15 protein-coding genes and 1 pseudogene are annotated in these 23,167 nt (G+C 41.2%); 9 read left to right on the top strand and 7 right to left on the bottom strand.

All coding sequences use genetic code 11. The annotated features are described in order from the left end of the window. Positions 1 to 80 precede the first annotated feature (80 nt). The 3 genes from D8991_RS03920 to D8991_RS03910 all read left to right on the top strand — a co-directional run bounded on the left by D8991_RS03920 (position 81) and on the right by D8991_RS03910 (position 2,869). On the top strand, positions 81 to 1,586 hold the full coding sequence (locus D8991_RS03920) for an NAD(P)H-hydrate dehydratase (protein WP_120488876.1): 1,506 nt from the start codon (positions 81 to 83) through the stop codon (positions 1,584 to 1,586). Between the two features lie 74 nt (positions 1,587 to 1,660). Then, positions 1,661 to 2,371: a class I SAM-dependent methyltransferase gene (locus D8991_RS03915; RefSeq protein ID WP_120488875.1), complete on the top strand. Its 711-nt coding sequence runs from the start codon at positions 1,661 to 1,663 to the stop codon at positions 2,369 to 2,371. A 42-nt stretch (positions 2,372 to 2,413) separates the two neighbouring features. Next, a complete protein-coding gene (locus D8991_RS03910) occupies positions 2,414 to 2,869 on the top strand; it encodes a hemerythrin domain-containing protein (protein ID WP_120488874.1) in 456 nt (151 codons plus the stop codon). An 88-nt stretch (positions 2,870 to 2,957) separates the two neighbouring features. Here D8991_RS03910 and uvrC read toward each other — a convergent pair whose 3' ends face one another. Next, complete coding sequence (gene uvrC / locus D8991_RS03905) at positions 2,958 to 4,754, bottom strand: excinuclease ABC subunit UvrC (RefSeq protein WP_120488873.1); 1,797 nt, start codon at positions 4,752 to 4,754, stop codon at positions 2,958 to 2,960. A gap of 186 nt (positions 4,755 to 4,940) precedes the next feature. Here uvrC and D8991_RS03900 point away from each other — a divergent pair, with 186 nt between their 5' ends. The 4 genes from D8991_RS03900 (at position 4,941) to D8991_RS03885 (ending at position 10,157) form a co-directional block, all read left to right on the top strand. Next, entirely contained in the window at positions 4,941 to 6,899 is a 1,959-nt protein-coding gene (locus D8991_RS03900; protein WP_120488872.1) for an ABC-F family ATP-binding cassette domain-containing protein, read from the top strand. Between the two features lie 51 nt (positions 6,900 to 6,950). After that, complete coding sequence (locus tag D8991_RS03895; protein ID WP_120488871.1) at positions 6,951 to 7,952, top strand: PLP-dependent cysteine synthase family protein; 1,002 nt, start codon at positions 6,951 to 6,953, stop codon at positions 7,950 to 7,952. 92 nt (positions 7,953 to 8,044) lie between these two features. Beyond that, on the top strand, positions 8,045 to 9,319 hold the full coding sequence (locus D8991_RS03890) for an aminotransferase class I/II-fold pyridoxal phosphate-dependent enzyme (protein ID WP_120488870.1): 1,275 nt from the start codon (positions 8,045 to 8,047) through the stop codon (positions 9,317 to 9,319). 226 nt (positions 9,320 to 9,545) lie between these two features. Further along, a complete protein-coding gene (locus D8991_RS03885; protein WP_120488869.1) occupies positions 9,546 to 10,157 on the top strand; it encodes an inorganic pyrophosphatase in 612 nt (203 codons plus the stop codon). Positions 10,158 to 10,226: 69 nt separating this feature from the next. On the opposite strand, the gene trpB is transcribed toward D8991_RS03885, so the two are convergent. Both trpB and D8991_RS03875 read right to left on the bottom strand, forming a co-directional pair. Next, positions 10,227 to 11,414: a tryptophan synthase subunit beta gene (trpB, locus tag D8991_RS03880; RefSeq protein ID WP_120488868.1), complete on the bottom strand. Its 1,188-nt coding sequence runs from the start codon at positions 11,412 to 11,414 to the stop codon at positions 10,227 to 10,229. A 24-nt stretch (positions 11,415 to 11,438) separates the two neighbouring features. Next, entirely contained in the window at positions 11,439 to 12,452 is a 1,014-nt protein-coding gene (locus tag D8991_RS03875; RefSeq protein ID WP_120488867.1) for a nucleoid-associated protein, read from the bottom strand. Positions 12,453 to 12,538: 86 nt separating this feature from the next. Here D8991_RS03875 and D8991_RS03870 point away from each other — a divergent pair, with 86 nt between their 5' ends. Then, complete coding sequence (locus D8991_RS03870) at positions 12,539 to 13,474, top strand: NAD(P)H-dependent flavin oxidoreductase (RefSeq protein WP_120488866.1); 936 nt, start codon at positions 12,539 to 12,541, stop codon at positions 13,472 to 13,474. A 404-nt stretch (positions 13,475 to 13,878) separates the two neighbouring features. Here the strand turns inward: D8991_RS03870 and D8991_RS09005 are convergent, their stop codons facing one another. The 4 genes and pseudogenes from D8991_RS09005 to D8991_RS03850 all read right to left on the bottom strand — a co-directional run bounded on the left by D8991_RS09005 (position 13,879) and on the right by D8991_RS03850 (position 19,653). Beyond that, positions 13,879 to 14,184, bottom strand: a complete 306-nt coding sequence (locus tag D8991_RS09005) for a T9SS type A sorting domain-containing protein (RefSeq protein WP_245957217.1) — start codon at positions 14,182 to 14,184, stop codon at positions 13,879 to 13,881. A 135-nt stretch (positions 14,185 to 14,319) separates the two neighbouring features. After that, positions 14,320 to 15,963: pseudogene (locus D8991_RS09000) on the bottom strand (BspA family leucine-rich repeat surface protein); the annotation flags it as partial. Between the two features lie 463 nt (positions 15,964 to 16,426). Further along, positions 16,427 to 16,984: an IS1096 element passenger TnpR family protein gene (locus D8991_RS03855; protein WP_120489687.1), complete on the bottom strand. Its 558-nt coding sequence runs from the start codon at positions 16,982 to 16,984 to the stop codon at positions 16,427 to 16,429. Between the two features lie 161 nt (positions 16,985 to 17,145). Continuing rightward, positions 17,146 to 19,653 carry a M1 family metallopeptidase gene (locus D8991_RS03850; protein WP_120488863.1) on the bottom strand — a complete coding sequence of 836 codons (2,508 nt, stop codon included), beginning with the start codon at positions 19,651 to 19,653 and terminating at the stop codon, positions 17,146 to 17,148. A gap of 477 nt (positions 19,654 to 20,130) precedes the next feature. Here D8991_RS03850 and D8991_RS03845 point away from each other — a divergent pair, with 477 nt between their 5' ends. Further along, the gene (locus D8991_RS03845) at positions 20,131 to 23,166 is read left to right on the top strand and encodes a SusC/RagA family TonB-linked outer membrane protein (RefSeq protein WP_120488862.1); all 3,036 of its coding nucleotides are present in this window, start codon (positions 20,131 to 20,133) and stop codon (positions 23,164 to 23,166) included. Position 23,167 lies beyond the last annotated feature (1 nt).

The following is a 23,167-nucleotide window of genomic DNA, read 5'->3' as shown; positions in this document are numbered from 1 at the left end:
ATATTAGAACTAAATATTCTTCATACCGTAAAAATATTTACAAATTGATTATATTTGCGGGATATTTTTAGGAAATCGTTATGAAAATATTAGCATTAGAACAAATTAGAAAATGTGAAGAACTCACCATTAAGGAGGAAGATATGCCTTCTGTAAACCTGATGGAGAGAGCTGCCAATGCCTGTGCGGAGTGGATTACCAAAAATCTCTACCAGGTAAAAAGGTTTAATATCTTCTGTGGAAAGGGCAATAATGCTGGTGATGGATATGCCATTGCAAGAATCTTGAAAGCAAAGGGCTTTTATGTAAAAGTTTTCAGCTTTAATCCGAAAGAGCTGCCACCAGAGGCTGCGAAAAATCATAAGAGACTTCGTGAGCTGGGAGATATCGAGCTCCTTAGCTTTGAGAAAGCCTATGAACTCAAGTTTGAGGAAAACTCCTGCGTAATAGACGCCCTCTTCGGTATGGGGCTTAAAGGCAAGATAGACGACCCAGACTTCATTAAAATCATCGATTTTCTCAATGGTTTGGAGAATGTCCACAAAGTATCGTTAGACATCCCGTCCGGGCTCTATATTAATGATATGTATCCAGAGGGCACAGCTATTTTCAAGGCAGACCATACCCTCAGCTATCAGTTCTGGAAGAAGGCTTTCCTGCACCCAGAGAGCGGTATGTATTGCGGTCAAGTCCATATTTTGGATATCGGGCTTAATAAGAATTATATCGATGAGGTAGAGGTGGAGCATTTCATCAGTGATGATGCAAAAATCAACAGCTTCTTCCGAAGAAGAGAGGCATTTACTCATAAGGGGCGCTTCGGGAAGTCGGCACTCATTGCCGGGAGCTATGGTAAAATGGGGGCTGCGGTGCTCTCCGTTGCTGCTGCGCTTAGGACGGGTAGCGGCCTGGTCTATTCGGTGTCTGTGGATTCCGGCTACCACATTATGCAGACCAACAACCCCGAGGCGATGTTCAGAAAAGGAGGTAATGACTTCATCGATACCATTACCATTACTGATGATGAATATACCATAGGCATTGGTCCTGGTTTGGGTACCGAGCCTCAGACGCAGGAGGCTTTTGCAAACTTCCTGAAATCCTACAACAAGCCCTTGGTGATGGATGCCGATGCGCTGAATATCATTGCTCAGAATCATAAGCTGCTAAAACATATCCCAGAAGGGAGTATCATCACACCGCATATTGGTGAGTTTGAGAGATTGTTCGGACAGTTTAAAAACTCTTTTGAGCGATTGGATGAAGCTAAAAAACTCGCCGAAGAGCTCAAGATTTATATTGTACTGAAAGATCACAGAACCCAGATTATAACCCCAGAAGGCAAGGTATATTATAATATTACGGGCAACTCAGGAATGGCAAAAGGCGGCAGTGGTGATGTCCTTACAGGGATTATCACTTCCCTCCTTGCGCAGGGCTACACCAGCCTGCAAGCAGCACTCCTCGGTGTGTGGATGCACGGTAAAGCAGGAGATTTCGCAGCAGAAGCACATTCAAAAGAATCCTTCCTCCCATCAGATTTAATACATCAGTTGGGCGAAGTATTCAAACTTCTGAATAAATAATTGTTTATTAACCATAATAGATAAAAGTACAATGTATTTTTGCATTGTACTTTTTAATTTAAACCAAAACTCTTATGAAAGACTTAATGGGAATGGCAATTTGGGACTATTACCACACCCAAAAACCTGCGGATATCCTCACAGAAACCTCTATTTCAGATATAGATGAGCTCCCTGTAGCCTATCTCTTCCGAGATTTTGATGAGATGAATACCTTAGAGCAGAAAGCCCTCCAGCTGTCCTTCGGAAAGGTATTAGATATAGGGGCAGGAGCGGGCTCTCATAGCCTTTTCCTCCAAAATAATCGCGGGCTCAGCGTTTGTGCATTGGATTTTTCCCCTCTTTCCATAGAGGTCTGCAAGCTAAGAGGCATTAAGAATACCATCTGCGCAGATATCCTCAACCTCCCCACAGAGAAATTTGATACCCTCCTCCTCCTGATGAATGGTACGGGGATTTTTCAGAGCTTAAATACCCTAGATATCTATCTCCAAAAGCTGAGAACCCTGCTGGCAAGTGGCGGACAAATCCTTATCGACAGTACCGATATTATCTATATGTATGACCGGGATGTAGATGGTGGTATCTATATCCCCGCAGGGCGGTACTACGGCGAGGTAGATTACTTCATCCACTATAAGCAGGATACCGAGCAACCCCTCAAATGGCTCTATCTGGACTATGAAACCCTGAGAAAAGCAGCTGAGAACAATGGTTTCAAGGTTGAGAAAATAGCACAAGAAGAATATTCTTTCCTCACAAGGCTTACCAATAAGGCGGAATGATGAAAAAGCCTTAACTTCGTCTGCAAAAAAAGTCCACGAATTATGAAAAGAGATAAAAATATAGTGCCCCTCTCCAGAGACCACCACTTCGGTCTGCTCGCAGGCTGGAAGATTCGCCAAGGATTGAAAAAAGGAATCTCCTACGACAGGATTCGCCGATTTGTGAATTTCCATTGGGAGACTCACCAAAAGCAGCATTTTGACGAAGAAGAGCGCATCCTCTTCCCTTATTCCGATAATGAGCATACCCAGCAGGCCATCCGTGAGCACGAGGAGATTAGAGAAATCATTCAAGCGATTAACCAAGTAGAGGAAGAGCAACTCCTTACCCTCTTTGCTGATAAAGTAACGGCACATATCCGCTTCGAGGAGCGCATCCTTTTCCCTTATTTGGAGCAAGCCCTCACCCCCGAACAGCTTTTGGAAGTCGGAGCTCAATTAGACTCCATCCACAACGATGAGGAAATCCCCTACAATGATGAATTCTGGCTCTCTTAATACCCTGTAGGGTCTGTTTTAATACCCAATGGGGTCAATTTCAGATCCTGTAGGGGTCAACTTTAGACCTTTTGACTAAATGGCTGGTTTATTGAGTACGGTGAAAATACTCCCAGATGAGTTTTGCTTTGGCTTTGCCGAGGATTTCTTCGAGGGTTTCGAGGGGGGATTCTTTTATTCGTTTTACCGATTTGAGCTTGGAGAGGAGGAGGGTGATGCTTTTCTCACCAATGCCCGGTATTTCTTGAAGCTCGGACTTGATGGTGGTATTTTTCCTGCGGATTCTGTGGTGCCTCACTCCAAAGCGGTGAGACTCGTCCCTCACCTGTTGGAGGATTTTCAGCGTCTCAGATTTTTTGTCTAAATAAAGCGGGATGGAATCTTCGGGGAAGTAGAGTTCTTCCAATCTTTTAGCTATCCCGATAATGGTGATTTTACCATACAAACCGAGAAGTTTCAGGCTTTTTACCGCCGATGAGAGTTGGCCCTTTCCACCATCTATTAATATCAATTGTGGGAGTTCTCGGTCTTCATCTAAAATCCGCTTATAACGGCGGTAGATGACTTCTTCCATTGTGGCAAAATCATTTGCCCCCTGCACTGTTTTGGGATGAAAGATGCGGTAATCCTCCTTGCTGGGCTTGCCATTTTTAAAGACTACACAGGCAGATACGGGGTTTGTCCCTTGTATGTTAGAATTATCGAATCCCTCTATATGGCGGGGCTCTACGGGCATTCTGAGGAGGGTTTTCATCTCTGCCATTATGCGGTTGGTATGCCTTTCAGGGTCTAAAATCTGGGTTTGTTTCAGCTTTTCTATGCGGTATTCTTTTGCATTCTTTTCGGAGAGCTCTACGATTCGTTTCTTATCTCCTGCTCTGGGCACGAAGATCTTAGTGTTGGGGATTTCTACGCTAAGGTGGAAAGGGAGGAGGATTTCCTTAGAATCCGATCTGAACTTCTGGCGGATTTCTATCAATGCCTCCTCTAATATTTCCTCATCGGTTTCCTCTAAAATTCGTTTTATCTCAGTGGTGTAGCTCTGTATGATGTTTCCATTTCGAATTTTAAAGAAGTTGATATAGACTGCTACCTCATCGCTTGTCATTCCAAAGACATCTACATCGTCTATATTCGGATTGGTTACGGTGTGCTTTGCTTGGTAATCTTCGAGGAGGGTGAGTTTTTCTTTTTCGGCTTGTGCTTTTTCAAATTCTAATCTCCCTGCGTAGTGGAGCATTTGCTCGGTCAGGTACTTTTTTGCCAGCCTGAAATCCCCTTTTACGATTCCCCTGATGGCATCTATTTTTTTATTATACTCCTCTTCGAGTTCCAAGCCTTCGCAAGGACCTTCGCAGTTCTTTATATGGTATTCCAAACATACTCTGTACTTGCCTTCGGCAATCTTTTCTGGGGATAAATTAAGACCACAGGAGCGGATTTTATAAATCTGTTTAATGGTCTCTAAGAGTACTCTCGCGGGTTTTATCTTGGCATAAGGTCCATAGTATTCGGAGCCGTCCTTTATTCTCTTTCGGGTGAGGAAGATTCTTGGGAAATGCTCATTTTTAATACATAGCCAGGGGTAAGATTTATCGTCCTTCATCATTACATTGTAGAAGGGCTGGTATTCTTTTATCAGGTTATTTTCAAGGATGAGTGCATCGTATTCACTGGGTACAATGGTGGTTTCCAAATGATGAATCTTGCCTACCATAATCTTGGTCTTGTACCCTGAGAGTTTTTTATTGAAATAGGACATCACCCTTTTTTTCAGGTTTTTTGCTTTTCCTACATACAGTAGCTGATTGTTTTTATCGTAATATCTATACACCCCAGGCTCTGTGGGCAAAGTCTTAAGTTGTAATTCAAGCTCGGAATTCATAGGTGCAAATATAGGGCTATTAGCTTTTAGCTTTTAGCTTTTGGCAGCTGGCTAATGGCTTTTAGTGATAAATACCTGCAGTGCTGTGGATAAGAGCCTCACAAGCTATACTGTACTCACCAACTATAGTGCTAACCGCTAAAAACATTATCTTTGCGGGCTTAATTTTAATCTTTTATTAAGGAAATGCTATCAGTTCAGGGTTTAGGTCTGCACCATTCGGGGAATTATTTATTCCGAGATGTAAATTTCACCATAAAAAGAGCAGATAAAATCGGTTTAGTCGGTAAAAATGGAGCAGGGAAATCTACACTGCTGAAAATCCTCTCTAATGAAATTAATTTCTATGAGGGAAATGTAGTTCCAGAAGGGAATATCACCATCGGAATTCTAAAACAAGACCTTGATTTTGTAAAAGGGCGAACAGTCTGGGAGGAAACTCTACAGGCTTTTGAGCAGATTAATCAATGGAAAGCCGAGCTGGAAGAGGTTAATGAGCAGCTCACTACGCGTACAGATTACGAGTCTGACGACTATGCCAACCTCATCCAAAGAATGACCGACCTCAATGATATACTCCAGCACCACGATGCCTATAATCTGGAAGGCGATGTGGAAAAAGTCCTTCTCGGGCTCGGATTCAAGGCAGATGACTTTAATAAAATCACCGATACCTTCTCTGGAGGCTGGCGGATGAGGATAGAACTCGCAAAACTCCTCCTCCAAAATAATGACCTTCTGCTGCTGGACGAGCCTACCAACCACTTGGATATGGAGTCCATCATCTGGTTAGAAAACTTTTTAAAGGACTACACAGGGGCAATTGTCCTCGTAAGCCACGATAAGCAGTTTATGACCTCCGTGTGCAACAGAACCTTTGATGTGAATAATAAAAAGATTGATGACTACAAAGCCAACTACTCAAAATACCTTGAGCTAAGGAAAGAAAGACGAGAAAAACTGATGCAGGCAAAGAAAAATCAGGATGCAGAGATAAAGCAAATGGAAGATAACATCAATAAATTCCGTGCATCTGCTACTAAGGCGAGCTTTGCACAGTCGCTCATCAAGAAGTTGGAAAAGATTGAGCGGATAGAGATAGATAATGAAGATGTCTCCAAGTTTAATATCCGATTTGAGCAATCCATCATACCAGGTAAAGTTATTTTTGAAGCCGAAAACCTCGGTAAATCCTACGGAGATAAAAAAGTCTTTGATGGTGTAAATTTCTTCGTGGAAAGAGGCGACAGGATAGCTCTTCTCGGGCAAAACGGTCAGGGGAAAACTACCCTTGCAAAGATTCTGTCAGGTGTAATCACCGATTATACAGGAAGCTGGTCGCTCGGTCATAATGTAAATATCGGCTACTTTGCACAGAACCAAGAAGAGGTATTAGACCCGAATAAAACCGTACTCCAAGAAGCTGAAGATGCTGCCACCGAAGAAACCAGACCAAGAGTAAGAGACCTGCTCGGGAGCTTCCTCTTCTCTGGTGAAGATGTAGATAAAAAGACCAAAGTACTCTCGGGAGGCGAGAGAAACCGATTAGCCCTCTGCAAACTCCTCCTGCGACCATTCAATACGCTGATTATGGACGAGCCTACCAACCACTTAGACATACAGTCTAAGGAGATTATCAAGCTCGCATTAAATAAGTTTGAGGGTACGCTCATCGTTATCTCGCACGACAGGGAATTCCTCCAAGGGCTTGCTGATAAAATCTTTGAATTCCGAAACGGAAAGATGAAAGAATTCCTCGGCAATATAGATGAATACCTCGAATACAGACAAAAGGAAAGCCTCCGTGAAGTCTCTATGGAGAAAGCAAAACTGGAAAGCTCCAGAACCTCCCCAAAGCAGGAACACACTCATCAAAATAGAGATAAAAGCTCTGAGACTTCAGCTAAAACAGAGGTTACAACTACAAAAAATACCTTCGTAAGCAAAGAGCAAAAGGCTTTGCAGAACAAGATAAAAAAAGTGGAAGAGAAAATCTCCCAGCTCGAACTCGAAATAGAAGCTTTTGAAGTGGATTTCTCCAAGTCTAACCCCTCAGAAGAGGCATTAGAAACCTATAACGCCAAAAAAGAGGAACTGGATTTAGCCCTTCAAGAATGGGAATACTTGGGGAGCCAGCTGAACTAAAACGCTCCTTAGATAATATAATATATTTGCAAACCATAAAAAGATATAGAAATGAAGAATGTTCACGATAATATTCTTGAACTTATAGGGAATACTCCCCTTGTAAAGCTCAATAAAACGGTAGGAAACACTCCTGCAAAGGTATATGCCAAGTTAGAATGCTTTAACCCTGGTCATTCCGCAAAAGACAGAATCGCGCTGCACATTGTAGAGAATGCAGAGAAGAAAGGGCTCCTTAACCCAGATTCCGTTATCGTAGAAACCACCTCTGGGAATACGGGTTTTGCACTTGCAATGGTTGCCATTATTAAGGGCTATAAGTGCATACTTGCCGTTAGCGATAAAACCAAGCCAGAGAAAATGTCTTATCTAAAAGCTCTCGGTGCAGAAGTGCATATATGCCCTGCCAATGTAGAGCCAGACGACCCAAGGTCCTACTACGAAACCGCAAAACGAATAGCCCAAGAAACCCCTAATGCCATATACATCAATCAGTATTTTAATGAACTGAACATCGATGCTCATTACCAAAGCACAGGCAGGGAAATCTGGGAACAAACCGAAGGAAAGATTACCCATCTGTTTGCCTGTACAGGAACTGGAGGTACGATTTCTGGCACAGCGAAGTTCCTCAAAGAGAAAAATCCAAACATCAAAGTTATAGGTGTAGATGCCGATGGCTCCATTCTCAAAGGCTATTTTGATACAGGAAAAATCAATAAAGAAGACATCCACCCTTATCAGATTGAGGGGATGGGTAAGAATTTAATCCCTTCCGCTTTGCTCTTTGACCTGATAGATGAATACGAGCGAGTGAATGACAAAGATGCAGCCCTAAGGGTGAGGGAAATAGCTCTGAGCGAAGCTATTTTCGGCGGATATACCACAGGTGCAGTAATGCAAGGCTTTTTACAATATGTAGAAAAGAACCCTCTCAGCAAGGATGACTTAGCGGTGCTCATCTTCCCAGACCACGGCTCTCGGTACATCTCCAAAGTCTATAGCGACCAGTGGATGCAAGAGCAAGGCTTCCTCCCATCTCATAAAGAATAAAGATATATTGAGATAGCCTCCTGTTTTATGCAGGAGGTTCTATTATTTTAATTACATTTGCAACCATTAAATAATAAAATCAGTATCATAAAATGGTAGATATTTTTGATAGAATTAAAGAAAACCCTGGTCCATTAGGTCAGTTTGCAGACTATGGCGAGGGGTATTTTATTTTCCCAAGATTAGAAGGTCCTATCGGTCCAAGAATGAAATTCCAAGGGAAAGAAGTAGTATTCTGGTCGGCTAACGACTATTTAGGTCTCTGCAACCACCCAGAAGTAAAGGAAGCAGATGCCAAAGCAGCGGCTGAGTACGGTATGTTTTACCCAATGGGTGCGCGCGCAATGTCTGGCGAGACCGATGCCCACCTTCAATTGGAAAGAGAATTGGCAGAATTTGTCCAAAAAGAGGCTGCCTATCTCCTTAACTTTGGGTACCAAGGAATGCTTTCCATCATCGATGCTTTGGTAAGCAGAAATGATGTGATTGTATACGATGTAGATTCCCACGCCTGTATCGTAGATGGCGTTCGCCTGCACTCTGGGAAGAGATTTACCTACAGACATAATGATATTGAAAGCCTTGAAAAGAACCTCCAAAGAGCAACCAAAGTAGCGGAGGAAAACGGTGGCGGTATCCTCGTCATTACCGAAGGAGTTTTCGGAATGAGAGGTCAGCAGGGCAAGCTAAAAGAAATATGCGAACTTAAAAAGAAATACGATTTCAGGCTCTTGGTAGATGATGCCCACGGCTTTGGTACGCTCGGTAAAACGGGTGCCGGTGCTGGCGAAGAGCAAGGTTGCCAAGACCAGATAGATGTCTATTTTTCTACTTTTGCCAAGTCTATGGCAGGCTTTGGAGCATTCGTAGCGGGGAATAAAGAGATTATCCGATATCTGAAGTTTAACCTCCGTTCTCAAATCTTTGCAAAGTCCCTCACAATGCCTATGGTTATTGGTGGGCTGAAGAGATTGGAACTCCTAAGAAGCCGACCAGAGATAAAAGCCAAGCTCTGGGAGAATGTGAATAAACTCCAATCGGGTCTCCGTGAAAGAGGCTTCAATCTCGGGGATACCAATACTTGCGTAACGCCCGTATTTATGGAGGGTAGCCCTGTAGAAGCAACGCTTCTGGTGAAAGACCTCCGTGAGAATTTCGGTATTTTCACCTCCGTAGTGGTTTATCCCGTAATTCCAAAAGGTATGATTCTCCTTAGGCTCATTCCTACCGCTTCTCACACCGATGCAGAGATTAATGAAACCCTCGCCGCATTTGAGGCAATCCACGAAAAGCTCGTTTCCGGTGAGTATAAAAAAGCAGCCGAAAAACTCCTCGCCGAGCAAGGTTTGGCTTTTAAAGAAATTTAGAGTAAATTTTTGTTTTCATATAGATTAATTTTAAGAGGGCGCCTCCTACTTCGTAATGAAGTAGGAGGTCTTTCTTTTTTTGTATTTTTTATAGCTTCTGGATTAAACATTCTCCTCTTATTCTAATAACAAACACTGCTTATTGCTTAAAACCTACCTACCGCTTAATTTTTTATTTCATATCTTTGGCGTCCTTAAATTTAATAATTAATAAAACAATAATAGAATGAAACCAACATTTCAAGCACATCCTTGGCACGGAATATCTGCTGGGGAGAATGCTCCAGAGAAGGTAAATGTATTTGTGGAAATCGTACCATCAGACACGATTAAATATGAAATCGATAAAGAGACAGGGCATTTGATGATTGACCGTCCACAAGTATTCTCAAATATTATCCCAGCGCTTTATGGATTTATACCGAGAACCTATTGTGATGAGGAAGTGAAGAAATTAGCAGTAGAAATGGGTGCCGATGATGTTACAATGGGAGATAATGACCCACTGGATATCTGCGTACTCAGCTCTCACAACATCCCAATGGGAGGGATACTCCTCGAAGCTATTCCTATCGGTGGATTTAAAATGATTGATAAAGGCGAAGCGGATGATAAAATCATCGCAGTACTGGTGGGCGACCACGCTTTTGGGCATATCCGAGATATTGCTGACCTGCCAGAAGCCGAAGTAAAAAGACTGATGCACTACTTCCTGACCTATAAAAACCTGCCTACGGAGCCTGCCAAATGCAGAATACAAGAGGTATATGGTGTAGAACACGCGAAGAAAGTAATCGCTGCATCTCAAAAAGATTATCACAACAAGTATGGGGAATAATCTCCCTGCTTTGTCATAAATCAAAGGCTATCCAGAATTTCTGAATAGCCTTTTTCAGGTCTATCAATTCTATTGACTATTCATATTTGCGAGGTAGGTTTCCATATCCTTATCTCCTCTACCACTTAGGCAGAGAACTACCACATCTCTCTCCAAAAATGTTTTTTTATCTAATACAGCAAGAGCATGCGCCGATTCCAATGCTGGAATAATCCCTTCTATTTGGGCAAGTTGGAAAGCTGCTTTCAGGGCTTCATCATCATTAATGCTAAGAAACTCTGCCCTTCCCTTTTTAAACAAATGAGCGTGGAGAGGACCGATACCAGGATAATCTAAACCTGCAGAAATAGAATAAGGCTCTATCACCTTCCCCTCATCATCTAAGATAACGAGACTTTGGCTCCCATGCAAGATACTGAGGCTCCCCAAAGCAGTAGTTGCCGCAGTTTTACCGGAACTCACGCCCAAGCCACCTCCTTCGGCAGCGATGATTTTAACTTCCGGTTCATTCAGAAAATGGTAAAATGCTCCTCCAGCATTACTCCCTCCACCTATGCAGGCAATAAGATAATTTGGATTTTCTCTACCTGTCTGCTCATAGAGCTGCTGCTTTATCTCCTTAGAGATAACGGACTGAAATCGGGTTACCATATCCGGATAAGGATGAGGACCTACAGCACTTCCTATGAGATAATGGGTAGTCTGTGAATGGTTAATCCAAGCCTCCAAAGCTTCATTTACGGCATCTGTCAAGGTTTTAGAACCAGATGTTGCAGGTATCACCTCTGCTCCGAGCATTTTCATTCGCGCAACATTTAGAGCTTGCCTTTTCATATCTACCTCTCCCATATAGATGGTACAGTCTAAGCCAAGCAATGCACAAGCTGTAGCTGTAGCCACACCGTGCTGCCCTGCTCCTGTTTCTGCTATTACTCGCTTTTTACCTAATTTCTTCGCGATAAGTGCCTGCCCAATGGCATTATTAATCTTATGAGCCCCTGTATGATTAAGGTCTTCTCTTTTCAGATAGATATTCGTACTGTATTTCTTACTCAGGTTCTCGGCGTAGTAGAGCGGCGTTTCTCTCCCTACATAGTTTTTTAATAGCTTCTGAAATTCTTTTTGAAAGTCCACAGACTCCATAATTTCTAAATATATCTGCTGGAGTTCCTGTATATTGGGGTAAAGTGCCTCTGGAACGAATGCTCCACCGAACTCACCATAGTAGCCGTTTTCATCAGGATGTTGAAAATTCATATCATTATTTTTTTATTATCGGATTTACCTCTCATCATCATAATAGAGACGGTAGAATTTCCCTTTATCATCTTCGCCCTGCTCTATTTTCTGCCGGTCTCCGTGGATGTAGATATGGAAGTTTTTATCGAGCTTGATGATGCTCTTAAAACCTCGGCTCTGCTTTTTTACGGCAGGCTCACTAATGGGAAATTCCTCTGCTATGGACACCTGCATATCCTGCTCCCAATCGGTTTTATAATTGATGAAATTCTCTATCACATTAGCATCTTCCAGCACTTCATTCGTAAACTGATCGAGGTTAAACTGGTCTTTCTCCTTAAAGAAATTAATCGAGCGGTTGAGGAAATCCGCTTGGTCAGCTTTTGAAACCTGAAACTCCTTCGGAAGCTCATTGGTGATGAAATCCTTATACAGAGAGAGCGTTTCCTGAGTCTGGAAGTAATCATCTTCCCTTTGTTTCACTTTTAGGAAGTCCTCAAACCAATAGTACAAATCACCGTTTTTATTATTATCTACTACGGATACCACATAGCCTTCCTCCTTATTATTATTGTAGATGAGTGCTGCTTTATCAATCTTTGAAAGCCCGATGCCATAGTCCTTTTCCAGCTCCATACTCGTGCCCTCTGGATATATTTTAAGGAAAGGCTCCTTTCTCTCGGTCTTGAAAATCCCAATTTGGTCAATCTTCCCAAACTCGGTCTCCTCCCCTTCTATATAGACGATAAAGAGCTCTCCATTGGGTATTCTTGGGTTCTCGGTAATCTCATAGAGGTGCTTAGCAATATTCTCAGACTCTTGTACGAACTTAGAATTATCCTCAAAAATCTCTGCAACCGAAGCATAGACTGGATTATTCGCAAGGTAAGACTCGCTGTAAAACTGAAACTGCTCGGGAGACTTAAAAGACTTGAGCAGATAATCCGTCAGCAGCTCATTCATATCTTCCGAGAGCTTGATTTCATCTTGAGAGAGAATCAGGGAATCTTGATTGACTTTATTCCCCACTTTATGTGCAATAATCTTTGAAAACATAATCTATTTATTAAGGCAGACAAAGGTAATGAAAAGACGACTACCAATAGAAATAAATACCTATCTTTACCCCTAAAATTAAGAATATGCAAGCATTAGAACAAAGCAGAGTTTCCCAACTCTTCGGGATAAAATACCCCATCATACAAGGCGGAATGGTCTGGCATTCGGGGTGGCAACTGGCATCCGCAGTGTCTAATAACGGTGGGCTCGGGCTCTTGGGTGCCGGCAGTATGTACCCCGATGTATTCCGAGAACAAGTACAGAAGTGCAAAGCCGCTACACAAAAACCTTTCGGAGTGAATATCCCAATGTTCTACCCCGATATACAGGAGCTCATCAACATTATATTAGAAGAAAAGGTAAAAATCGTCTTCACCTCCGCAGGAAGCCCAAAACTCTACACCGAGATGCTCCAAAAGGAAGGGATAACCGTAGCTCATGTGGTCTCTTCAACCAAATTTGCTATAAAATGCGAAGAAGCAGGCGTAGATGCCATAGTTGCCGAAGGCTTTGAAGCCGGTGGGCACAACGGTAGAGACGAAACTACCACCCTCTGCCTGATCCCCAATGTGAGAAAACATACCTCTAAACCCCTGATAGCCGCAGGAGGAATAGCCCTTGGCTCACAAATGAAGGCCGTAATGGTTCTCGGCGCCGAAGGAGTACAAATCGGTTCCCTCTTCGCTGCCACCACAGAAGCTAGCGCTGATGAAAACTGGAAACAAAAAATCACCACCCTACAAGAAGGAGATACCTTCCTCACCCTAAAAGAGCTCGCACCTGCACGCCTCGTAAAAAATAAATTCTTCTACGAACTCGAAGAACTCTACAACAAAGGGCGAGATGCCGAAGCCCTAGACCAGCTCCTCGGCAGAGCAAGAGCAAAAAAAGGAATGTTTGAAGGAGATTTAGACAATGGCGAGCTCGAAATCGGGCAATCCTCCGCTCTTATCAATGAAATCCTCCCCGTAAAACAAGTCTTCCAAAACCTCCTCACCCAATACACCGTAGCACCGTAGCCGGTGAGGCTCTTAGGAAATAATTGCTCCCCACGCTAGTGGGCACCGTAGCTGGCTTCTAGCTTTTGGCTTCTGGCTATTAGCCAGCTTCCAGCTGACGGACTTATCTCCCTCCGAAAAGTGGTTTTTTATCCTATTCCGATATCGGAATTTTAACATTTAGTGCCAAACTGCCCCGTCGTCATATGTCGACACCTCAGTTAGGTAGTGAATTGCCCTGTCGGGGCGTCCCAATAGGATAATTGCCTTATTGACTACAGTGTACTTATAATCCTATGGCTAAGTCCGTCAGCTGGTAGCTGTGGCTGCCATGCTAGTGGCTTTTACCAATAAAAAAGGCTGTCTTTGTTGTAAAGACAGCCTTTCTAGCTTTTAGCTTCTGGCTAATAGCTAATAGCCATAAGCTAGAAGCCTACAATTATCTTCTCTGTAATGCTCACATTGGGAGTATTGATTTTAAGGATATAGGTTCCTTTGGTGAGGTCGGTGAGGTCTCTATCCGTATGGAAGAGGATTTTCACAAGCTGACCGCTGAGGTTATACACCTCTATGCTGGTAATACCTGAAAGACCTTGGATATGCAGATGGTCTTTTACAGGATTGAGGACAAAGATTTTTGTTTTAGCCCGAGTGATATCCTCTGTGGAGAGACCTGGATTGCAAGATGGGTCAAAGGTATCGCCAGAGATGCTCCATTTCTTATCATTCATAAGTTTATCTCTATACACCTCTGCTCCTACACCGTATTTACGATTAGACGAGAGGCTAACATATTGACCTATGTTAGGATTCTCTGCCCAGCCTTTTAGGGTATTGCTGTAATTCTTACAGTCCATTCCTGAGTTTGTAAAAATATCCGTAAGGGAGGCATCATCTTCTTTTATAAGCCAAGCGCCTAAGTTTTGATTAAAGGCAGTAGCATTGGAGAACATATACTGCATATCGCTAACCTTGCTCACATTCCAGCCAGAAATATCTTGGTTAAATGCTGCTGCCCCTGAAAACATAGACTCCATATCGGTAACCTCACTTACGACCCAGCTGGAGATATCTTGGTTGAATTTAGTAGCTCCTTCAAACATAGAATTCATACTGCTGACTTCACCCACATTCCAGTTAGAAAGTGCGGTATTAAATTTCTCAGCTCCTTTAAACATACCTGCTAAGGAAGTAACACTTCCTACATCCCATAGGTATATATTCGGTATAGTTTCTATTGAGGAGCAGTCTTTGAACATATGGTTCATATTGGTTACAGCAGAGAAGTTGGGGATATCGGTAGCTGTTATTTTAAGGTTAGAACACCCAGAAAAGCTACTTGCCAAATTGCTAAGCCATTTCCCTCCTCCCCATTGTCGTAATTCCTTAAACTGAGCCCTTATCTCTTGGGTAATGTCCTTATCTCCATAGAAAAAGGCAAAGCCATCGGAAGGAGTTATGGTGATGAGATATTCGCCCGAATCTCCTGTATCTATAATTGTTTTGCCTTTGCTCCCACTTCCAGAGCCTGTTTTAGTATCGTCTCCTATCTTTTTATACTCATAGGTAAAGTCTGCACCATCTGTTGGTAGAGTAATCTTCCCATCGGCTGTTGCCTGCCATACACCTGAGAAAGGTAGGGCAATGGGTGCGCAGTCAGACACCTCTATATCATCAGAAATATACCAACCTTTTGTATCTATAAGGTTTTTTCTAGAAGTCGCTGCACTTTTATCATACTTAATATTAGAGGAGAGCCTTACATTTTTCCCCATCTTAGGGTTTCCTGCCCAGCCTTTCAGGGTATTACTATAATTTACACAGTCCATCCCCGAGTCGCTAAAAATATCATTAAGAAGCGCTCCTCCCTTTATTATCCAGCTCCCTAAGTTTTGATTAAAGGCAGTTGCTCCTTTGAGCAGTCCATTCATTTCTTTCGCATTGCTCACATTCAGCTAAGAAATATCTTGGTTGAAAGAAGAAGCTCCTTCAAACATAAAGTTCATATTCCTAACTGTACTGAGATTCCATTGGTTTAGATTCGGGATTTCGGTAATGGAGGTACAGTTTTTAAACATTTCAAGCATAAAGTTTACCTCAGAGAGGTTAGGGACATCTGTAGCAGTTACTTTAAGCTCAGAGCAACCGCTAAAGCTACCCAATATAACCATCATCCAGACTACATCTCCCCACTGTTTTAGTTCTTTAAACTGGGCTCTTTCTGAGGGGAGCACATTACTTTTGCCATAATCAAAAGCGAGGCTAATTTTAGGTGTGATGGAGATAATATACGCCCCGGCTTCGCTTACATCAATTACATTTTTAGCATAAGTACCTTTTCCAGAGCCCGTAATGCTCGGGTCATTCTCTTTCTGATAGGTATAATCAAAATCTCCTCTTGTGGGCAGAATAATTTTACCATCTGTAGTTTCCCACTTGCCTATAAAAGGCCTCTGTGCATATACTATTAGAGAGATTAGTAATGCAAATACAATTGAAATTCTTTTCATAATTTATCATTTAAGAAATATTACTCGGTTTTTATTGGGATTTTTCGGTTTTCTCCCTGTTAAATTTATTTTTAGCAGAACAGCCTATCTCTTTCTAAGCCTCCTCTCCTCATTTAAATCAGCAAGTGAATTTTTCGTAAAAATGAAAAGGAGCAACTCTGCCCACAAACTCGGCAAATGTAGCACCTCAAATTATTAATTTAATAAAAAAAACAGCTGTTTTTTGTCATATTTTAGGTTATTGACCTAAATTTCCTGGTTCCTAACCTAAAATTTTAGGTTAAGAACCTAATTGAATACGGTAACCAACCTAAACAACGGGCTTTTTAACCTAATCGTTCGCGTTTTTAACCTAAACGATGGGGTCTCTGACCCAAATGATAGATAAATTAGGCAGAAAAAAAAGCTTCCGAACCCCAATCTTGGGGTTCGGAAGCCATATTATGAGATATCTTTTTAAAATTTATTCGTCATCAAAGAGGTCGTCTCCGTAGCCTGTATCTTCATCATCATCAAAAGAATCATCTTCATCTGAAAAATCAGCAGTAAAATGCTCCTCAAAACTGAACTCATCTTCCAAGACTGCGGATTTTGGTTTCTTAGCCGAGTTTGTTTTAGCAGGTGCTTTCAGCGGTGCATTACCAAATCTATACACGGTGATAGGGTAATTTACGGACGGCTTTTCGTCTTCAATCGCAATAAGTTCGCAGAAAAACTCCCATAGATCGAGGAAACCGTACTGGAACTGCGCCTTGTCGCCCACCTGCTCGAATGCCTCATCTATATAGATATCAGACATTATCTCACCCTCACCATCATCGCTCATATCTTCAAGCGGAACAGATTTTACGACAGTACCGTCTTCCTCCAAAAGATTAAAAGCAGAGAGCTCCTCACCTTGCAGACTGAATGCACTTTTAATTCCCAAATGCAGATTCCAGAGCGTCTGCTTACCTTTAATCTCAATGTCTCTAAAAATGTCTTCTTTAGTATCTAAAATAACTCGAATCTTATATACCATCTTCTTCTTTAATTGCTTTTCTTCTGGTTGATTTGGGTGCAAATATAAAACAATTGATAAATCGAAAAAATTTTTACCACAAAAAAGGATAAATGTTTTTTCATTCTAAAAAACGCCCATTAACAGGGCGTTTGTTCATTGTTTTTACGATGCTTGATTTTCTATTTATAAGCTTCTATCATCTCCTTTAAGCTATCGATCTGAGTATTGAGCGTTGGGCTGTTCGGATGAGCTCTAAGAACCTGCATCTTTCTTTGCAAACCCTCTTTCAGCATATCGATAATCATCATTTTTACCTGTGGATTATCTATCTCTCCTTTTATCTGGGAGAGGACTTTGGTGATGGACTGGGTAGCAGGCAAGTCATCGGACTCCATAATCCAGTTAAATCCTGCTTCAGCAGTGGCCCCAAGCTCTGGATTTTGAAACTTAATAAACGGATAAAAAGCAACCATACTTCCGATAGCCTCCCTGTGCTTTGCTACCTTGTGCTCCACGATAATAGGGAGAAGCTTTATAATGGTATCCTCAGAGGCATTGGTCAGCTCTACCCTGTCTAATATACCTACTACTTTTTGGGGTTCCAAAGAGGCAATAGCTGCCAGTGATGAGCTTTTTACCGCATTAGAAACCGCATTTATCCCTTTCTCAAATAGAGGAAGGTATTTAGTATTTTTAGTTTTAGCCAATGCTGAAATAGCCGCTGCCTGAACCAGCGTTTTAGGGTCTTTGGAAGCGAGCTTCTCCACTTCCGAGAGGAGGATTTTTGCCTGTTTAGCATCGGATAAGTCCAGACTTGATAACGCCTTCATCCTTATTCTGAAAAACGGGTCTTTGAGTGCAGAGGCCAATGTCTTTAAAGCTGCATCATTCTTGGTAGATAGCTCACCCACTGCCTTCACTGCATTATATCTACTATGAAAATCCTTAGTTTGGGTATATTGTGCGAGGTACTGTTCTGGGGTTTTATCTTCAGTAATCTGTGCAAGGAGAATTCCATCAGGGTTTAGGTTGAGGAAGTCTGGTTTTTTAGTTACCGAGAACGAGAAATTGTTCTTTTGCTTTGCTTCTACCCAGACTTTAACCCTCTTAGGCTTCCCAGCTTCAAAGATATCTATGCTGAGAGGGAACTGAAAAGGCAATTCCTCATTTTGATGAATACTAACGATGATTTCTTTCTTCACAGGCTCATAAGAATAGGAGTAGCTGAGCTTGGGGTTTCCACTGCCGAAATACCACTGATTGAAGAACCAGTTGAGGTCTTTACCACTGATTTTCTCCATAGATAAACGAAGCTGATGTGCCTCCCCAGTACTGTATTCATTGGTTTTAAGATAATCGGTAATGCCGGCAAAGAAAGCTTCATCGCCAAGGTAATCTCTCAGCATATGGAGGATGGCTCCTCCCTTATTGTAGCTCACGGCATCAAACATATCACCTCGAGATTTATAATCAAAACGAACCAAATGTTTATTAAAATTCGTCGGATTGTGAATGTAGCCTCCTACGGAATCCATCAAATGGTAATCTGCCCTGTCTTTCCCATACTTATACTCGTACCACAGATATTCTGAGTAATTGGCAAAGGATTCATTTACGGTAAGGTTGCTCCAACTCTCGGTAGTTACCAAGTCACCGAACCAGTGGTGGAAGAGCTCGTGGGCAATCACTGCTTCCCAACGGTTTTCATCTATCAGGTCTCCTTCTTTCTGATTTGCCATCTCACTGTGGATTACCGCTGTGGTATTTTCCATTGCACCACTTACAAAGTCTCGTCCTACAATCTGGGAGTACTTCGCCCAAGGGAAGTCATAATTCACCCTCTTAGAGAAAAACTCAATCATCTCTGGGGTAAGCCCAAAAATATCCTTTGCATAAGGCTCATACTCTTTCTCCACATAATAATCCACATCAATATTTCGCCATTTATCCTTCACTACGGCATAGTCCCCCACTCCCATAAAGAAGAGGTAGGGTGCGTGTTTTTTATCCATTACCCAATGGTCTGTCCTAAGCCCACCACTTTCTTTGGTAGATGATTTCAGGATACCATTAGAGAGGGTAACATACTGCTCTGGCACAGTGATGAAGAGCTCCTGTGTAGTCTTTTGGTTGGGTTTATCAATAGTAGGAAACCATACCGAATTGGCTTCGGTCTCTCCCTGCGTCCAAATTTGGATGGGCTTCTGAGAATCTTTCCCCTGTGCATTGATGAAATACAAGCCCTTATTATCTTTAATAGCAGCATCTCCCTCACCTTTTACCTCATTCGGGCGGGCGGTATATCTTATATATAGAGTATAATCCTCATTTCTGTTGTAGGTTTTATCGAGATTGATTTTGAGAATATCATCCTTATAATCGTATTTCAATGGAGACTTCTTCCCCTTTTTATCAAGGGCTACTTCGTGTATGAGCATTGCTTTTGCATTGAGCACCAACGAATCCGCAGGATAGAAATACGGCGATGCGGTGAGCCATTCCTCTCCCTTCATCTGTTCTTTTTCGTAATCAAAACTTACTTTCAGCTTTGTGTGTTTCAGCTCTGTGGTCTTTGTGTGTGTAGCTCGGTATAGGCTCTCTCTCCCTGAAGTCTCGGTCTGCGCATTCAGATGATTGGCACTAAAAAAAACACCGAGTGCCAGTACGGTGATAAAAATCTTTTTCATTCTATTTGATATATAATGCGAGCAAATGTAAGGAAATTTGGATTAAATTTTTCTCCCATTCAGAGCTTTTCACTAATCAATATAAAGTTATATTTTCCCTCTATCCGAATTAAAATTTTCCATTTTGCTTTATCCATCTCTCTTTTTTTGGAAAAAAATCTCTTGAATAAATCATAAAACATCTCAAACAGAATAAAATTTCAGTATAGTAAAATGTTAAAAATCTTAGTTATAACAAGATTTTTCTCCTTTGAATAAAACAAAAAATACATAGATTAAAATTACGAATACCTTAAGTCCTTTTTATATGAGCTCTTACTTTATTCTCAAAAATATCATTATATTTTTAAATTTTCACAAATATTAAAATATACACATTTTTACCTTATTTATTTAATTAAATAAACAATATTTTAATAAAAACTTGCAAGGTTTAATATTTATTAACATATTTGTCACAACAAAAACTTAATTGATATGAGGTTAAATTTTAATGTACTGAGTGCTGGAGTGCTTTTCTTCCTCGGGAGCCAAGTAGCTACGGCACAAAAAGTAAAAAAGGATACCGTAAGAGACATAGATGAATTGGTTCTCGTAGGGTATAGCAAAGTGAACAGAAATGAGTTCGTGGGTACAGCTACTCAGATCAACACAAAGTCTATTGACAACAAAGCTGTGTCTAACGTTTCTCAGGCTCTTGCTGGAGAAGCAGCAGGGGTAAGAGTGATTAATACTACTGGACAACCAGGTACTTCGGCTAAAATTAGGGTTAGAGGTTTCGGCTCGGTAAATGGTAATAGAGACCCTCTCTACATCTTAGACGGTATGCCATACGAGGGGAACATCTCTGTAATCAATCCAGATGATATTGCTACTATGACCATCTTAAAAGATGCAACGGCAACCTCTATCTACGGTGCAAGAGGGGCCAATGGTGTTGTAGTTATCAATACAAAAAAAGGGAGAGCTAATCGCTCAAGCATACAGTTTGAATCTAAAATAGGGATGAACCTTTCCTTACTTCCTCGCTACGAAGTAATAAAATCTCCAGAAGAATACATTTCATTAGTTTGGGAAGGTCTTTATAATCAAGGAAAAATCAACCCTGCTATATTAGCTCAGTATGGTTTTAGAACCGCTGAAGAATATGCTAATAATATCCTATTCAGTGATTATGGTATAACACCTTTATATAATCTATGGAATGTGGAAGGTAAAGATTTAATAGACCCTGTTACCCGACAAGTAAGAAACGGTGTAACCAGAAAATACACTCCAGAAAACTGGCAAGACTATGCTTATAAACCAGCTCTAAGAACAGAACATAATCTTAGTATGAGCGGTGGTAGCGATAAAACTACTTACTATACAAGTTTTGGTTACTTAAAAGATGGCGGCTACTCTATAAACTCCAATTTTGAGAGATATTCTACGAGGCTCAATTTAGGATTCCAACCCAAAAACTGGTTAAGAGGAACCTATAATATGGGATATGCTTTTACAAAATCTCAAAACAATGGACAGACTTCAGACTCTGGAAGTGTATTCTGGTTCTCTGACAGCATTCCTTCCATCTACCCTCTTTTCTTAAGGGACGCCAATGGAAACAGAATCCCTGAAACTACATTAGGAGGATATATATACGACTATGGCTACAATGGTAGGAACTTTGGTTTCGGTACCAATGCGATAGCAGATGCCACCTATGACAAGCTTACCAATACTAAGCATGAACTGAATGCAAGCCTTAATTTAGAAGCAGATATTACAAAGCATTTAACCTTTGAAACTCGCTTGAGCGGTCAATACTTTAATAATAGTAGAGACAATTATAAAAACCCTTACTATGGTAGTATGGCATCTTCAGGAGGATCAATATCTAAAATAAAGCACGAAGCATTTACCTGGAATTTCCTACAATTATTAAGATATAAAAACAAATTCGGAAATCACGGATTGGAAGCATTCGCAGCTCACGAGGCTAATGATTACGAATACAAATATCTTGGAGGAGACAAAACAGGATTAGTAGACCCTTATACCGGAGAGTTTAATAATGCTATTAAAACCGTTGCGCTTAACTCTTATATAGAAAATTACAAGCTGGAGAGTTTCTTCGGTTCTGTTAGCTATGACTATCAAAACAAATACTTAGCATCTGCATCTGTTAGACGAGATGGTTCATCAAGGTTTAGTACGCATAAATGGGGTACATTCTACTCCCTTGGTTTAGGTTGGGTACTCTCAAGAGAAAATTTCCTGAAAGAGAACTCTTTCTTCTCTAATATGAAACTCAAAGCAAGCTATGGTACCGTAGGAGACCAGGCAGGTGTAGGCTACTATCCTGGATATGATGTTTATGATATCGGAAACTTTATGGACGCACCAAGTGCTTCTTACAATAGAAAAGGATATAAAGACCTTACTTGGGAGAAATCGAGAATATTCCAAACAGGTCTGGATTTCTCAATCTTTAAAAACAAAAGATTAGAAGGAAGTATAGATTATTATAATAAAACAACCGATAACTTAATATTTGACCGAAGGCTCGCTCCTTCTCAAGGTAATGCTATTGAAAAAACCAATGGTGGAGCACTCGTAAATCAAGGTATAGAATTTAACCTCATTGGGCATATTATTAAAAAAGATGATTTCTACTTGGATTTATCTGTAAATGGAGAAATCTTGAGAAATAAGCTTACAAAAATGCCGATTGACCCTGTAACAGGAAGACCTAAAGTCATTGATTTATCAGAATCTGGGTTTGGTAGAGCACAAGGCTACTCTATATACGACTACTATCTAAGAGAATGGGCTGGTGTAAACCCCAATACAGGTGCTGCACAATGGACGATGCATTATGTAGATGTAAATAAAAACGGAGTATATGATACAGGAGATGAAGCGATAAACTCCCTTTATGAATATCAACAAAACAATCCTGGCGCTGTAATCAGTCAAACCCTTACTGAGTCCTATGCAGATGCCACTCAGAAATTCATAGGTAAATCTGCAATACCCGATCTAAGAGGAGGGATTAATCTATCGGTAGGATATAAAAATATCTCATTAGGAGCTCAAATGCTTTACAGCATTGGTGGCTATGCAATAGACTACTCCTATGCTACCTTTATGACCAACCCTACTGCTGGAAATGCAAACTGGCATAAAGACATTCATAACAGATGGCAAAAACCCGGTGATATCACTAATGTACCAAGATTGTCCAACTCCAATCGTGGTGATAGAAATTTCTCTAATCAGTCTTCTCGTTTCCTTACAAAAACAGATTATTTCATACTAAATAATGTTAATATAGCTTATACATTTGATAGAGATTTTCTAAGAGGGACTGGCCTTGATGGGCTTACCATATCCTTATCTGGTGATAATCTTTGGATAAAGTCTAAGAGAAAAGGCTTCAACCCTTCTACTTCGGAGAATGGAGAATCCAGTAGATATGCATATGCACCTCTATCTACTTTTACAATAGGAATAAAAGCTAACTTCTAAA

Origin of the sequence: Bergeyella cardium (assembly GCF_003614945.1) — a bacterium.
In the GTDB taxonomy this organism is placed as follows: domain Bacteria; phylum Bacteroidota; class Bacteroidia; order Flavobacteriales; family Weeksellaceae; genus Bergeyella_A; species Bergeyella_A cardium.
Note: the sequence above shows the minus strand (reverse complement) of the source record. Positions and strands in the feature narration are given on the sequence as shown.

Bases quoted from the DNA above. Each gene is read 5' to 3' on its own strand.
- trpB (WP_120488868.1), bottom strand. From the start codon at position 11,414: ATGAATTTTCAACATCCTGATGAAAACGGCTACTATGGTGAGTTCGGT.
- D8991_RS03920 (WP_120488876.1), top strand. From the start codon at position 81: ATGAAAATATTAGCATTAGAACAAATTAGAAAATGTGAAGAACTCACC.
- D8991_RS03890 (WP_120488870.1), top strand. From the start codon at position 8,045: ATGGTAGATATTTTTGATAGAATTAAAGAAAACCCTGGTCCATTAGGT.
- D8991_RS09005 (WP_245957217.1), bottom strand. From the start codon at position 14,184: ATGAATGATAAGAAATGGAGCATCTCTGGCGATACCTTTGACCCATCT.
- D8991_RS03855 (WP_120489687.1), bottom strand. From the start codon at position 16,984: ATGGTATATAAGATTCGAGTTATTTTAGATACTAAAGAAGACATTTTT.
- D8991_RS03915 (WP_120488875.1), top strand. From the start codon at position 1,661: ATGAAAGACTTAATGGGAATGGCAATTTGGGACTATTACCACACCCAA.
- D8991_RS03900 (WP_120488872.1), top strand. From the start codon at position 4,941: ATGCTATCAGTTCAGGGTTTAGGTCTGCACCATTCGGGGAATTATTTA.
- D8991_RS03845 (WP_120488862.1), top strand. From the start codon at position 20,131: ATGAGGTTAAATTTTAATGTACTGAGTGCTGGAGTGCTTTTCTTCCTC.
- D8991_RS03850 (WP_120488863.1), bottom strand. From the start codon at position 19,653: ATGAAAAAGATTTTTATCACCGTACTGGCACTCGGTGTTTTTTTTAGT.
- D8991_RS03875 (WP_120488867.1), bottom strand. From the start codon at position 12,452: ATGTTTTCAAAGATTATTGCACATAAAGTGGGGAATAAAGTCAATCAA.
- D8991_RS03895 (WP_120488871.1), top strand. From the start codon at position 6,951: ATGAAGAATGTTCACGATAATATTCTTGAACTTATAGGGAATACTCCC.
- D8991_RS03885 (WP_120488869.1), top strand. From the start codon at position 9,546: ATGAAACCAACATTTCAAGCACATCCTTGGCACGGAATATCTGCTGGG.
- D8991_RS03870 (WP_120488866.1), top strand. From the start codon at position 12,539: ATGCAAGCATTAGAACAAAGCAGAGTTTCCCAACTCTTCGGGATAAAA.
- uvrC (WP_120488873.1), bottom strand. From the start codon at position 4,754: ATGAATTCCGAGCTTGAATTACAACTTAAGACTTTGCCCACAGAGCCT.
- D8991_RS03910 (WP_120488874.1), top strand. From the start codon at position 2,414: ATGAAAAGAGATAAAAATATAGTGCCCCTCTCCAGAGACCACCACTTC.